Below are 13,936 nucleotides of genomic sequence, written 5' to 3'. Positions count from 1 at the left end.
TTGGTGGTTACGATGTGCCAGAAAACCTCTCTTATCAAAGCGACCTAAACTGTCCCATTGGCCCTGACGTCAGACAAGAATATCGAATTCAGTGCGAGAGAATTTCCTGTACTTTACATACTCCCTGGCCAGGCACCTACCAGAATCGCGCGTTTTCAGGTATGAGTCCAAGCATTGATTTATTCTTTGAGGTAATGCCATGACCATTGTTCGCACCCTAACCGAGTACCGTGCTGCTCTCCGGGAGATTGAATACCTTTGGGATTCTGAGCCTGATACTGACGAGGGTAAGCAGCTGGAAGAGTACCTGTCGGCGGTCGAACACTACGAGCAGCTTTCCAACATGGCGCCCGACAAGCAAGCCATTGCCTAAATCTGCGGCATCGCATCGCCGTGGGTGCTGCTCACAGTTCTAGGAGAATAGATATGAACAGGAACTACATAATAATCGCTGCAGTGATTGTTGTTGTCTTAGCTATCTTCATGATGAGGTCAGGCGGTGAGGATGCAGGGGGTGATGAAGCTGCACCAGCCGCAGCTACGGAGTAAGTGCATCCAAGGGTAGAGAGCGCCAATGCGACCTTTGCTGGTTTTCTATCTTCGTGCTACCGGCGCTCTTTTCCAGCCGTTTAGCAACTATTTGGCCCGGTCGGGCAATAGACGCGTGGATTGGAAGCGGAGATGAAAATCAAATACTAGAACACCTGAAAGAAGTAACTAACTGGGGCAAATTGATGTTCGGCAAAATGGTCAAATACGACGACCAGAACAGCTTTTCCGAATATGCGACGCATGAGCTTTGGGGTCTGGAAGCCCGAATACCACCGACAGACGCCAATATCGAACCCTCATATTCACCCGTTTACGTTCAACGAGACAGCCTTTCTCCAAAGAATGCTGCCGGTGGCAGATTGGGAAGTGGAGAAAACGGCGCAAGGCGGCCCAACTATTGGAGGTACTGGGAGCGCTTTGAATCTGTCGCGGTTTGATGCCGCTCCAATTTCTTACTTATTGGCAAGCAACGCCATGTCGGTGTGTTGCCGCCAACTGACCGAGCAGGGACGCAAGGCAAGGTAATCTCGCGGGCTCAGGTTCATGACCTCGCACAAGTAATTCTACAGATTTGGGCGAAGGGGCGGCGAAATTTACGAAAAATCTTCCCCAATGAACAGAAACAAGCCATATCATGATTTGGTAAGCCGACCTAAGTGGCAAAAAAAGACATCAATTTTTCGGGGCAGGTCGAAAGCAACATGGCAAACTTCAACATCTCTGGCGGCGTTGGTACTACGTTCACCGATACTTCTCCTGGTGGCGGTTTTGATATTGATTTCGACTCTCTCGACAACAGCTTTAGCCTGCAGATCAATGGTGTGGATTTGTTTGTTGGAGGACCCGCAGGTGCGCCGAATGAGCTGCAATTCCAACGACAAGTCAATGGTACCGAGGGTCAAACTGTTCGCTTTGCTGACGGGGACAGGTACGAAATCGATACACCAGCTGTTTGGCAGCTTGGAAACACCAACGGTGAACCAGTTGTTCGTTTGGTCGTTGAGCCGGACGGAACAATCCAACTCTTTGGCGTGAAGGCAGATAACGGCGCGCTTGTACCGCTGGAATTGTTCAACGGAATGACGGTAAATTCCGCCGCAATTGCAGACGCTTGGAACGATACCGGGTCGAACACCATTACCATCGACCAGTCCGTGACCGGCCCCACAAATGCAGACGGCGAGTTTGTGGACGTTTTGTGCTTTGCGGCCGGAACATTGATCGAAACACAGGAAGGGCCAGTTCCGATAGAGGATCTGCGGGGAGGCGATCAGGTTCTCACCCAGGATCACGGATTTAAACCGGTTCGTTGGGTCGGATCGCGTAAACTGAGCCGTGAAGAGATTGAAGCTCAGCCACGGCTTCGGCCTATCCTAATCCGAGTGAATGCCTTGGGTGATGGGTATCCAAAGCAGGACCTAATTGTGTCCCAGCAGCACCGCATTTTGGTGTCATCAGCTGTCGCCATGCGCATGTTTGAGTGTCAGGATGTTTTGATACCGGCAAAAAAGCTGTTGCCTTTGGATGGCATCGACTTTCTGCCCGACACCGCGGGTAGCGTCGAATACTTTCACATTCTGTTCGATCGGCATGAGCTCATCTGGTCCAACGGGGCGCTGACGGAAAGCTTGTTTACCGGCCCCGAGGCACTCAGGACTGTATCTCCAGAAGCCCGACAAGAAATCAAAGACTTGTTTCCCGAATGTTGCGATCCGCAGTTCGAGGCGATTTCCGCACGCTACATTCCCAAAAAGGGCAAGCATATGCGTAAGTTGGTGGAACGGCACCAGGTGAACAACAAGCCACTTTATAGCTGATCATCTGTCTCAGACCTGTTTACGTCACTTTTGAGATTTGAGAGCGCTGCCGAAGGATCGCTTGATCACCGCTTGGGCGGTAAAATCCATTTCATCCCATCCGGCTTTTGGACGCGATTGAAAATTTCTGCTAATTTGTCCTCCAAGTGCAATGTGGGTTCGAGTTGTCGCGCTGCTTTTGCCGATACGAACGAAGTCCCCACTGCATTTGTGAACCAGAGCTGAACTACGGTTGTATGCTAATTGGATAGGCTTGCGGTCAGAACTGCTTTCAGCTGAACAAACTCCGGTGATAGAGCAGCCGGAAATCAAAAAGTTTAAGAAAACTATAACTAAACTTTTGATTTAAAACATAATTTTGACTTTTCCCGCTCACAGGGAACGCACTACGCGGTTTTACCTCTGATCCGGTCCGCAACTGGAATCGGAGGCTTCGAAATGCTGGAAAAAAGGAATCTTTTTCGCCCTCAGCGCGCGTCGGCCAGAGCGTATTGCAAACCTAAGCACCGCGGAATCAAAGCTATAGTGGCGGCACTGTTTGCGGGAGTACTGACCTCGGCGACTTCTGTCCCTTCGCCCACGTTAGCTGACGGGCTGATGGTTGTTGGCAGCGACCGAGGCGGTTATCTGCATGACCGTTTGATCGAAATCGAAAATCTGCAGAAAAACGGCATTCAAGTCGAAATTCGGGGACGTGTCTGCTTTTCAACCTGCACGATGTTTCTGGGCCTTCCCGGAACCTGTGTGAACCCTGACACAACATTTGGATTCCATGGACCTTCGCGCAGTGGCCGGCGGATTGCCCCAAAAGACTTTGACTATTTCAGTCACATCATGGCCGCGTATTATCCCGAGCCGCTTAAGACGTGGTTCATGGAAAAAGGGCGTAACCGGATCAACGGCGTTTTCAGGATAAAAGGCACAGAGATCATCAGAATGGGAATTCCTGCCTGCCGGACAGCCTGAATGAAGCTTGCTTAGACCGGCGCGCAAATGTTAGACGCCTTGGGTCTTGACCGCCGACCCATGAATTCAATGATAGCCGGTCGCTGCAGCCACTCAGGAGGCACCCTTAACGTGCTGTCATCGCTGATTCAACGTTTCGGGCGACGCGCGGTCTTTCCTGCTCCTATGCCGGATACGCCGACCTGTGTCATTGGTGATGTGCACGGCTGCATAAAGCAGTTGCAGAAACTGTTGCTTCAGATTCCTCGGGATCATCGGATCATCCTTGTAGGAGATTATATCGATCGCGGCGAAAACAGTGCTGACGTTCTACGTCTGATCCAAGACCGCCCGGATTTCATCTGTCTGAAGGGAAACCACGAAGACATGATGTTGAATTTCCTGCGTGACCCTGAGGAATATGGCCCGCGCTGGCTGCGCTATGGTGGCCTGCAGACGTTGGCTTCATTTGATGTCCGGAACGTGCGCGCCGAGATGACCGCTGCTGAAATGGTCGCCTGCCGAGGCAATCTTTTGGCGGAAATGGGACCTGAGCTGGTCCAATGGATCGCGGAATTAAGGACCTTTGACTATTCCGGCAACGTCCTTGTGACGCATGCTGGTGCAAATCCGAGTACGCCCGCCGATCAGCAACCCGAAAAAACTTTGATGTGGGGCCATCCAGAATTTCGAACTACCGACAGGCGAGACGGTGTTTGGGTTGTTTATGGTCACACAATTGTCGATCAAGCCACAGCACGGCGCGGACGGATTGCTGTGGATACCGGCGCCTTTGCCACCGGCGTACTGACTGCAGTCTGCCTGGACGGTGGTGAGCCTACATTCATAAGTGCCCGTCCTTAGCGCCGTTCACGCCGAACCAGGTTCGAAAGCACGCAAAATTCTCGATGGTACACAGCTTCGGAAACTCACCCACGCTCGCGGCACAGGACATCCTTTTTTTCGACCAAATCAAGCCAAGCCTTGTCAGGTCATGACGGTTTCAATAGGAAAATTAGGAACCGCGTCAAATTATTGAGCATTTTATGTTGATCTGTCCTGTCCTTCTTTGCGGGGGCTCCGGTACGCGCCTCTGGCCCTTGTCTCGAAAGAGCTACCCGAAGCAATTCGTTCCATTGGTAGGAGATGAGACCCTGTTTCAGGCATCTGCCCGCCGGTTGTCAGGGGCAAACGCGGAATTGGATTTTGAACCACCGGTGGTTCTGACCAACTCGGACTTTCGATTCATTGTCGCAGAACAACTGCAGGCTATTGGAATTGACCCCGGCACGATCATGATTGAGCCTGAGGGCCGCAACACAGCGCCAGCGGTTCTTGCGGCGGCGGTGCATGCTTCTGCCAAGAACGAGGCTGCTGTATTGCTGGTTGCCCCTTCCGATCACGTGGTTCCGGATGCAGCTGAATTTCAGGCCGCCGTTGCACGGGGTTTGGAGGCGGTTGCGCAGGGCAAACTGGTGACTTTTGGCATCACCCCGACACATGCGGAAACAGCGTACGGATACCTTGAACTGGCCGCTGGGTCGGACGGTGACGGTGCGCCTGTTCCGTTGAAGAAATTTGTCGAAAAGCCAGACCTCGCCCGTGCGACAGAAATGCTGGAGGCCGGGAATTACAAATGGAACGCAGGGATTTTCCTGTTCCGGGCGGCAGACATCATTGCGGCCTTCCAGGCGCATGCCCCCGGTATGATCGAGCCGGTCAAGACAGCGGTGGAAAAAGCAAAGCAGGATCTGGGGTTCCTGCGTCTCGACCCTGAAAGCTGGGCGCAGGCCGAAGACATTTCGATCGATTATGCCGTGATGGAAAAGGCAACGAACCTGTCGGTTGTGCCCTTCGGCGCCGCATGGTCGGACTTGGGCGGCTGGGACGCCGTATGGCGCGAAAGCGGCCCGGACGCACAAGGTGTGGTGACCAGTGGGGGGGCAACGGCGATTGATTGCCAGAACACCCTTTTGCGGTCGGACAGCGAACAGCTGGAAATCGTGGGTATCGGGCTGGACAACATTATCGCTGTGGCGATGAATGATGCGGTTCTGGTTGCCGATGCGTCGCGGGCGCAAGATGTCAAAAAAGCGGTTAGCACGCTAAAGGAAAAAGGCGCGCCGCAGGCGACGGCGTTCCCGAAGGATCACCGCCCGTGGGGATGGTTCGAAAGCCTGGTGGTCGGAGAGCGTTTTCAGGTCAAGCGTATCTATGTACACCCCGGCGCATCGTTGAGCCTGCAAAGCCATTTCCACCGATCCGAACACTGGATTGTTGTCGAGGGTACCGCCCGCGTGACAATCGATGATCGTGAGCAATTGGTGACCGAGAACCAATCTGTCTATATCCCTCTTGGGGCAATGCACCGGATGGAAAACCCGGGAACGGTCCCGATGGTCCTGATCGAGGTGCAAACCGGCACGTATCTGGGCGAGGATGACATCGTGCGCTACGAAGACAAATACGCGCGCGGACAGGGGACCAAGGGTTGAACTGCGCACCGAGTTTAGTGTGACATTGGTTTGAAAACGCGCGGCTGGGATCACGCGCTCTGCCGCATACTATATTCTGCAAGCGTTGCCTATTGCCGTGCCGGCAAGGGTTGCGGCCTTGTCAACTTAGATTACCAAACAAAACTGATCGTCGGTTTTTTGATCCTATCAACCCAATCAATAATGTCATTGCGCAGAAATGCAGAGCAAGTGAAAACCGTCTAGTCCGCGCCAAACAAGTCACGGGTGAACACCTTGTCCGCGACATCTTCAAGTTCGGGGCTGTGCCGGTTGGCAACGATCAAGTCGGATTCGGACTTAAAGGCTTCGAGATCCGATACGACACGAGAGCGGAAATATTCATCCTCTTCCAACGTCGGTTCATAAACGATGACCTCGACGCCTTTGGCTTTCAGTCGCTTCATGATGCCTTGAATGGAAGACTGACGGAAATTGTCGCTACCGACTTTCATGACCAGCCGATGGATACCGACGACGCGTGGGCCTTTCATCAGAATTTGATCGGACAAAAAGTCCTTCCGCGTCCGGTTCGCGTCCACGATGGCACGAATAAGGTTTTGCGGAACATGGCTGTAATTGGCCAAAAGCTGTTTGGTGTCTTTTGGCAGGCAATAGCCCCCATACCCGAAGGACGGATTGTTGTAGTGGCTACCAATGCGCGGATCCAGCGAGACACCCTCAATGATCTGGCGGGTGTTCATGCCACCGGCCATTGCGTAGCTGTCGAGCTCGTTGAAAAAGGCCACCCGCATGGCGAGGTAGGTGTTGGAAAACAACTTGATCGCCTCGGCTTCATCCGGGTCGGTAAAAAGGACGTCCACATCTTTGGTCACGGCACCTTCAAGCAAAAGCTCGGCAAATACGCGCGCCCGATCCGATCGTTCGCCGACGATCACGCGGGACGGGTGCAGATTGTCGTAAAGCGCGCGCCCTTCACGCAGGAACTCCGGTGAGAAAATGAAGTTGTCGCTGGCCAGATCGGAACGCAGCGACTGAATATACCCCACAGGAATCGTCGATTTGATGATGACGGTGGCCGTGGGGTTGATCGCATTCACCTGCTTGGCGACGGCTTCGACACTTGAGGTGTCGAAGTAGTTGGATTTGGCGTCATAATTCGTCGGGGTTGCCACGATGACGAATTCGGCATCTTCGAAGGCCGGTTCCGTAGTAGCCCTGAGCGAAAGCGTTCGGTTGGCAAGAAAATCTTCCAGTTCGGCATCGACGATGGGGCATTGGCCGGAATTAACCATTTGTACCCGCTCTTCAGAAATGTCGATTGCCGTGACATCGTGGTTCTGTGCGAATAGCACCGCATTGGACAATCCCACATATCCAAGACCTACAACTGCAATCTTCATTCCTTTGCCCTCATATTCGCAAGCCGGTGAGTACTTCAACTGCTGTATTGCTTACCGAATGTAAATGTGTATGTGCGATTCATCCTAGATACCAGCTTGAGTATTGCCAATCGCTCGACATGAATCTGCTCGCATAAACACGACCAAAGTAAGGGCCACGGTTCCAGGTTTTCTGTGTCACCAGCGCGGCCGGCTTGCTAGTCTGTTTCCATCCTGAACAAGAGGGGGTTATCATGCTTTTTATCACGAACAGATTCCCGACCCAGAGTATTCGCACCCGCAAAGGACGCCGTTTTACCTTTGATCTGGACAACAATGCGCCTTCAAATTCGGTGTTTTACTGTGAAAAGGGCGAAGATGAACATCACACCGAAATAACCAGCAAAGAGCTGCTGCGGCGGGTGCGTGACAACAAATGCCGCCAGATCCTGCTGTATCTTCACGGGTTCAATAACCTGCCCGACGACGTGTTCGAAACCACGGCTGAGCTTCAGCGTCTTTGCGATCAGGCCAAACCTGAAGAGGTGATGGTATTGCCCCTGATCTGGCCCAGCGATGCCAAGCAAGGCATCGTTCAGAAGTACTGGGATGATCAGAAATCCGCAGACCAGAGCGGCTTTTCCTTTGCGCGGGTGCTGGAGCGTTTTCTGGAATGGCGCAACAGTGAGGATAACGAGCCCGAATCCGCCCCCTGCCTGAAACGGATCAACCTTCTGGCGCATTCGATGGGCAATCGGGTTTTGCGCCAGACGTTGATGGAATGGGATCGGTATGATCTGGCGTCGGGCGTGCCGCTGTTGTTCCGCAACACATTCATGGTCGCCGCAGATGTCGTCAATGAAACCGTGCATGAACATGAGCCCGGTGTGCTGGTCAGCCATGCGTCGCGGAATGTGGTTGTCTATTTCGCATCCGACGATCTGGCGCTGCGGGCCAGCAAGGCAGCAAACCTCAAGAACAAAGTGGCGTCTCGCCGGTTGGGTCATACGGGGCCAGAGAATATCGATCGGACGCCGCATAACATATTTCAGGTCGACTGCGACGATATCAATACGGCCTATGACACCCCCACCGGCCACAAGTATTTTGGTCCGGTTTCGCCGGGCGGCGAGGCGGGCCTGGTGTTCCGGCATATTTTTCAATGCGTCCAATCCGGGCGCGTTTTCCCGGATGATCCGCATCAACGCTCGGTCATTCTGCGCTGAATCGGGTGTTCGCGATATGTCGGCTTTTCAAATTTGATCGGAAATCCAAATAGTTCACAATCTGGTGTTGCAACCTTTAGAATGATCTGGATGATCAGCACTACCAAGACCGACAAAACCGGTCTGCCGTTCCACGGGACGGTACTAACGAATAAACGGGGAGATTATAATGATCCTGAAGAACCTGATGATCGCTGCCAGTGCGACCGCATTGATGGCGGGTGCCGCATCGGCTGAAACGCTGCGATGGGCGCGTGCTGGTGATGCACTGACACTGGATCCGCACTCGCAAAACGAAGGCCCGTCACACACAATACGGCACCAGATGTACGAGCCGCTGATCATTCGCGACGTGACCGGAGCATTCGAGCCTGCGCTGGCGACCGAATGGGGCCCCAAGGCCGATGATCCGAATGTATGGGTTTTCAAACTGCGCGAAGGCGTGAAGTTCCATGACGGCGCGGATTTCAACGCCGAAGACGTGGTGTTCAGCTTTGAACGGGCCAAGCAGCCTAATTCGGACATGAAAGAACTGATCGGTTCGATCACCGAAGTGCGCGCGGTGGACGATTACACAGTGGAGATCGTCACCGATGGTCCGAACCCGATCCTGCCGTCGAACCTGACCAACCTGTTCATTCTGGACAAAGGCTGGGCCGAGGCAAACAACACTGTCAATGTGCAGGATTTCGAGGGTGGCGAGATCACCTTTGCCACCACCAACGCCAACGGTACGGGACCTTATGTCCTTCAAAGCCGCGAGCCTGACGTCAAAACCGTGATGGTGCGCAACGACAACTATTGGGGCATCGACCAGTTCCCAATGGAAGTGACCGAGATTGTCTATACCCCCATCCAGAACGCTGCGACCCGCGTTGCGGCGATGTTGTCGGGTGAGGTGAACTTCCTGCAGGATATGCCGGTGCAAGACATTGACCGCGTCAATGGTGCCGATGGCCTGATGGTCAAGCAAGCCCCACAGAACCGTGTGATCTTCTTTGGCATGAACCAGGGTGCGGACGATCTCGAAGCAGACAACGTAGACGGCAAGAACCCTCTGGCCGATGTGCGAGTGCGTCAGGCGATGTCGATGGCGATCAACCGTGATGCGATCAAGCAGGTCGTGATGCGCGGCCAATCGCAGCCTGCGGGCATGATCGCACCGCCTTTCGTGAACGGCTGGACCGAAGCGATGGACGGCGAATCCGCCACTAACCTGGAAAAGGCCAAGGAACTGATGGCAGAGGCAGGTTATGCCGATGGCTTCTCGCTCCGGTTGGACTGCCCGAATGATCGATACATCAACGATGAAGGAATCTGCCAGGCGGCCGTTGGGATGTTGGGCCAGATCGGCGTGACCGTGAATCTGGACGCAAAGCCCAAGGCGCAGCACTTCCCGCTGATCACCGATGGCAAGACAGATTTCTACATGCTGGGTTGGGGTGTTCCGACATATGACTCGGAATACATCTTCAACTTCCTTGTCCACGGTCGCGAAGACGACATCGGCACATGGAACGGCACCGGCTATCAGGACGACGCGCTGGACACGAAGATCAAGTCGCTCGCCTCGAATACCGATCTGGATGCCCGGAATGCCGATATCGCCGATATCTGGCGTGTGGTGCAGGACGAAGCGCTTTACATCCCCATTCATCACCAGGTTCTGAACTGGGGCATGGCCGACGGTGTGGGTATCGACGTGGATGCCGAAGACCAGCCCAAGGTCAAATACTTCACCATTAAGTAAGTCAAAACCTTTGACGATCAGACAGGGCGCGATTTTTGCGCCCTGTTTTTTGCTGCGATCTGGGATTTCCTTGCGCATGCGGCAAAAACCAAGAAAACTCGGCCACAGAAACAGGGAGACATAACAATGATCCTCAGGAACAGCGCCATTGGCATTGCGATGCTGGCTGCCACCAGTGTTCAGGCCGCAGATTTCAAATGGGCCTCGACCACCGACCCGCAAACCATGGACCCGCACGCGGTCAACTCGGCCCCGGTTCTGGGATTTCTCAATAACGTCTACGAAGGACTGGTCCGGCGCGACAAGGACATGAGCGTTCAGCCCGCCCTGGCTGTCAGCTGGGAGCCGATTGGCGAAGGCGACGGTTGGCGCTTCAAGCTGCGCGAGGGCGTGACCTTCCACGACGGCAGTACCTTTGATGCGCAGGACGTTCTGTTCAGCTATCAGCGCGCCTCGGGCGAGGCTGCGGATACCCGCAGCTGGTTTGCACCGGTCAGTGAGGTGATCGTGGTCGACGATTATACTGTCGATATCATGACGACCGCGCCGAACCCGTTGTTCCCGTCTTCGATTGCCAACTGGATGATTATGGATCAAGGCTGGACCGAGGCGAATGATGCCGCCGTCCCAGACAAAGAGGCTGGCAACTATGCGACGATCAATGCCAATGGCACCGGTGCATTCAAGGTCACCGAGCGTGAGCCGGGCCTGAAAACCGTACTAGAACCCCACGAAGGTTGGTGGGGTGACGTCGAACACAACATCACCCGCGCCGAGTTTAACCCGATCCAGAACCCTGCGACCGCCGTTGCGGCGCTATTGTCGGGCGATGTGGATATGATCAACCCGGTGCCAATCCAGGACGTGGCGCGCCTGCAGGAAGACAGTGATGTCGAAGTCATCAAGGGGATCGAGGCGCGCGTAATCATGCTGGGCTTTGATCACGAGGCTGAGACGCTGAAATACACAGACGATGAGGGCAAGCCTAACCCGTTCCGCGATCCGCGCGTCCGCAAGGCAGTGGCGCAGGCGGTGAATGTCGATGCCATTCTGGCCACCATCATGCGCGGCAATGCCGAAGCGGCCTCGCAATTGGTGAGCCCAGCCATGAGCGGCTATTCTGCGGCCCATGCCGAACGTCCCGCATTTGACGTTGAGGGTGCCAAGGCTCTGCTGGCCGAGGCGGGATATGCCGATGGGTTCTCATTCGGACTGAAATGTCCCAATGACCGCTATCTCAATGACGAAGCCGTCTGTCAGGCTGTGGTCAGCATGCTGGCCCAGATCGGGATCTCGGCTGAGCTGGAAGCGATGCCCGTGCGCAACTACTGGCCTGAGCTGCGTGAAGATAACTATGACATGTATCTGCTGGGTTGGAGCCCGGGCACATTTGACGCCGAGCATCCCGTCCGGTTCCTTGTCGCGACCCCGAACGAAGAGAAAAAGCTGGGCAGCTGGAACTTCGGCGGCTTCTCGAACGCACGCGTGGATGAACTGCTGCCTGCCATCCAATCCGAGCTGGATGAGACTAAGCGTCAGGCCATGCTGGACGAAGTGGCTAAGATCATTCAGGACGAACAGGTCTATGTGCCCATGTATGTGCAGCCACTGGTCTGGGGCACGCGCAGCAATGTCGAGCTGACACAGCGCCCCGACAACTTCTTTTTGCTGCGCTGGGTGACCGTAAACTGAAGACGTTTTAGCATTGGATTGGCGAGGACCGGTTCGGCACCGCCAATCCGCATCGTACCCTGCTCAAAGCCGATGACGCAGGAAATAAGGATCGCTCTGATACCATCCCGTTAGCGATACCTTGACCATTTAGCCGACCCGTGCATAGAGAAGCGGATCAATGGGGAAAGTGAATGTTCGCATATATCGTCCGAAGGATGCTCCAATCCGTGATCGTACTGCTGGTCGTGGGTCTGGTCGCATTTTCTATGTTCCGGTTTGTCGGCGATCCGATCGACAACATGCTGGGTCAGGAACGTACGCAAGCCGATATCGACCGGCTGCGGGCTGAACTGGGGCTGGATCAGCCGTTTCCGGTTCAGTACTACAAGTTCCTGAAAAATGCCGTTCAAGGCAATTTCGGTGTGTCTTATCGTCAGGGACGTCCTGTCTCGACCATCATAGCCGAGCGCGCGCCGGCCACACTGGAACTGGCTTTTGTTTCCGGCTTTCTGGCAATCACCATGGGGATTGCGCTGGGCGTGTTCACAGCCATTCGACGACAAGGGATTGCTGCGAATGTCATCATGACCGTTTCCCTGATCGGGGTGTCCCTACCGACTTTCCTGATCGGGATCTTATTGATCTACATTTTCTCGGTTGAATTAGACCTCTTACCCAGCTTCGGGAGGGGCGAGACCGTTATGATTGGCAACTGGTCCACCGGCTTCTTGACGACTTCTGGCCTCAAGGCGCTGATCCTACCCGCGATTACGCTGGGTCTGTATCAGATGACCCTGATCATGCGCCTGGTCCGGTCGGAAATGCTTGAGGTGTTGCGCGCCGATTATGTCCGGTTTGCACGCGCTCGCGGTTTGTCGGACCGGGTGATCAACTTCCGCCACGCGCTAAAGAACACTATGGTTCCCGTGATCACGATCACCGGTCTGCAGCTGGGCTCGATCATCGCGTTCGCCATCATCACCGAGACGGTGTTCCAGTGGCCTGGCGTTGGCCTGCTGTTCATCAACGCGATCCAGTTTGTCGATATCCCTGTCATGGCCGCTTATCTGATGCTGATTTCGGTCATGTTCGTTTCGATCAACCTGATCGTCGATCTTCTTTATTATGCCATTGACCCGCGCCTGCGTGTCGACGCGAGGGCCACATGACCGATACCATCGAAACCCCGACCGCCCCAACCAAATCGCGATTTGCCAAGTTCTGGGACAGCGATTTTGCGTGGTCCTTCCGGCATTCTCCGGTTGCCCTGATCGCCTCACTGGTGGTGCTGATCCTTTTGCTGGCCGCCGTTTTTGCCCCGGTCATCGCACCCTATAATCCGTTTGATCCGGCATCGCTGAACCTGATGAACGGCTTTACGCCGCCGGGCACGCCCAATGCCTTTACGCAGGAAACCTTCTTTTTGGGGACCGACGATCAGGGACGCGACGTATTCTCGACCATTCTATATGGCATGCGCATCTCATTGTTTGTCGGCGTGTCAGCCGTGATGCTGGCGCTGATCATAGGTGTCATCCTTGGGCTGGTTGCAGCGTATTTTGGCGGTTGGGTCGAGACGCTCATCATGCGGATTGCCGATGTGCAGCTGACCTTCCCGGCCATTCTGGTTGCGATGCTCATCTTTGGTATCGCCAAGGGCGTCACGCCTCCCGAATATCGCAACGAAATGGCGATTTATGTTCTCATCATCGCAATTGCCCTGTCTGATTGGGTGCAATTTGCACGGGTCGTACGCGGCGCTGCGCTGGTGGAAAAGAACAAGGAATACGTACAGGCCGCCCGTCTGATCGGGCGCGGGCCAATTCCGATCATGTTCCGCCATATTCTGCCCAACGTCCTCAGCCCGGTTCTGGTGATCGCCACGATCTCGCTGGCGCTGGCGATTATTGCCGAGGCAACGCTCAGCTTTCTGGGCGTGGGTGCACCGCCGACCCAGCCGTCGCTGGGAACACTGATCCGTATCGGACAGGGCTTCCTGTTCTCGGGTGAGTGGTGGATCCTGTTCTTCCCGGCCTGCACCCTTCTGGCGCTGGCCCTGTCTGTCAACCTGCTGGGCGACTGGCTGCGCGACGCGCTGAACCCCAAGCTGCGGTGA

Annotated in this window: 13 protein-coding genes; 12 read left to right on the top strand and 1 reads right to left on the bottom strand. The window is 54.8% G+C overall.

Annotation, left to right across the window (positions count from 1 at the left end; all coding sequences use genetic code 11):
• The 7 genes from AC2FLA_RS16540 to AC2FLA_RS16510 form a co-directional block, all read left to right on the top strand.
• Positions 1-203: hypothetical protein (locus AC2FLA_RS16540; RefSeq protein ID WP_496723622.1), on the top strand; the 203-nt coding region annotated here is incomplete at its 5' end.
• Positions 200-373, top strand: coding sequence for a hypothetical protein (locus tag AC2FLA_RS16535; RefSeq protein ID WP_496723620.1), 174 nt, complete (start codon positions 200-202; stop codon positions 371-373). The genes AC2FLA_RS16540 and AC2FLA_RS16535, both read left to right, overlap by 4 nt.
• A 361-nt stretch (positions 374-734) precedes the next feature.
• The gene (locus AC2FLA_RS16530) at positions 735-989 is read left to right on the top strand and encodes a hypothetical protein (RefSeq protein WP_496723618.1); all 255 of its coding nucleotides are present in this window, start codon (positions 735-737) and stop codon (positions 987-989) included.
• A gap of 219 nt (positions 990-1,208) precedes the next feature.
• Complete coding sequence (locus AC2FLA_RS16525; RefSeq protein WP_496723616.1) at positions 1,209-2,369, top strand: Hint domain-containing protein; 1,161 nt, start codon at positions 1,209-1,211, stop codon at positions 2,367-2,369.
• A gap of 525 nt (positions 2,370-2,894) precedes the next feature.
• Entirely contained in the window at positions 2,895-3,335 is a 441-nt protein-coding gene (locus AC2FLA_RS16520; RefSeq protein WP_496723614.1) for a hypothetical protein, read from the top strand.
• Positions 3,336-3,446: 111 nt separating this feature from the next.
• Positions 3,447-4,178, top strand: a complete 732-nt coding sequence (locus AC2FLA_RS16515; RefSeq protein ID WP_496723612.1) for a metallophosphoesterase family protein — start codon at positions 3,447-3,449, stop codon at positions 4,176-4,178.
• A 182-nt stretch (positions 4,179-4,360) separates the two neighbouring features.
• Positions 4,361-5,809 (top strand): mannose-1-phosphate guanylyltransferase/mannose-6-phosphate isomerase, encoded by a 1,449-nt coding sequence (locus AC2FLA_RS16510; RefSeq protein ID WP_496723610.1) that lies wholly within the window; start codon positions 4,361-4,363, stop codon positions 5,807-5,809.
• Between the two features lie 221 nt (positions 5,810-6,030).
• Here AC2FLA_RS16510 and AC2FLA_RS16505 read toward each other — a convergent pair whose 3' ends face one another.
• Entirely contained in the window at positions 6,031-7,191 is a 1,161-nt protein-coding gene (locus tag AC2FLA_RS16505) for a nucleotide sugar dehydrogenase (RefSeq protein ID WP_496723608.1), read from the bottom strand.
• A gap of 233 nt (positions 7,192-7,424) precedes the next feature.
• Here AC2FLA_RS16505 and AC2FLA_RS16500 point away from each other — a divergent pair, with 233 nt between their 5' ends.
• The 5 genes from AC2FLA_RS16500 (at position 7,425) to AC2FLA_RS16480 (ending at position 13,936) form a co-directional block, all read left to right on the top strand.
• Positions 7,425-8,396, top strand: a complete 972-nt coding sequence (locus AC2FLA_RS16500) for an alpha/beta hydrolase (RefSeq protein ID WP_496723606.1) — start codon at positions 7,425-7,427, stop codon at positions 8,394-8,396.
• Between the two features lie 169 nt (positions 8,397-8,565).
• Entirely contained in the window at positions 8,566-10,146 is a 1,581-nt protein-coding gene (locus AC2FLA_RS16495; RefSeq protein WP_496723604.1) for an ABC transporter substrate-binding protein, read from the top strand.
• Between the two features lie 126 nt (positions 10,147-10,272).
• A complete protein-coding gene (locus tag AC2FLA_RS16490) occupies positions 10,273-11,838 on the top strand; it encodes an ABC transporter substrate-binding protein (RefSeq protein WP_496723602.1) in 1,566 nt (521 codons plus the stop codon).
• Positions 11,839-12,011: 173 nt separating this feature from the next.
• Positions 12,012-12,989 carry an ABC transporter permease gene (locus AC2FLA_RS16485; RefSeq protein WP_058273052.1) on the top strand — a complete coding sequence of 326 codons (978 nt, stop codon included), beginning with the start codon at positions 12,012-12,014 and terminating at the stop codon, positions 12,987-12,989.
• The gene (locus tag AC2FLA_RS16480) at positions 12,986-13,936 is read left to right on the top strand and encodes an ABC transporter permease (RefSeq protein ID WP_058273051.1); all 951 of its coding nucleotides are present in this window, start codon (positions 12,986-12,988) and stop codon (positions 13,934-13,936) included. Before AC2FLA_RS16485 ends, AC2FLA_RS16480 begins: the two co-directional genes overlap by 4 nt.

The organism is Ruegeria sp. CDSA033, assembly GCF_059612305.1.
This window is presented reverse-complemented; position numbering and strand designations above follow the sequence as displayed.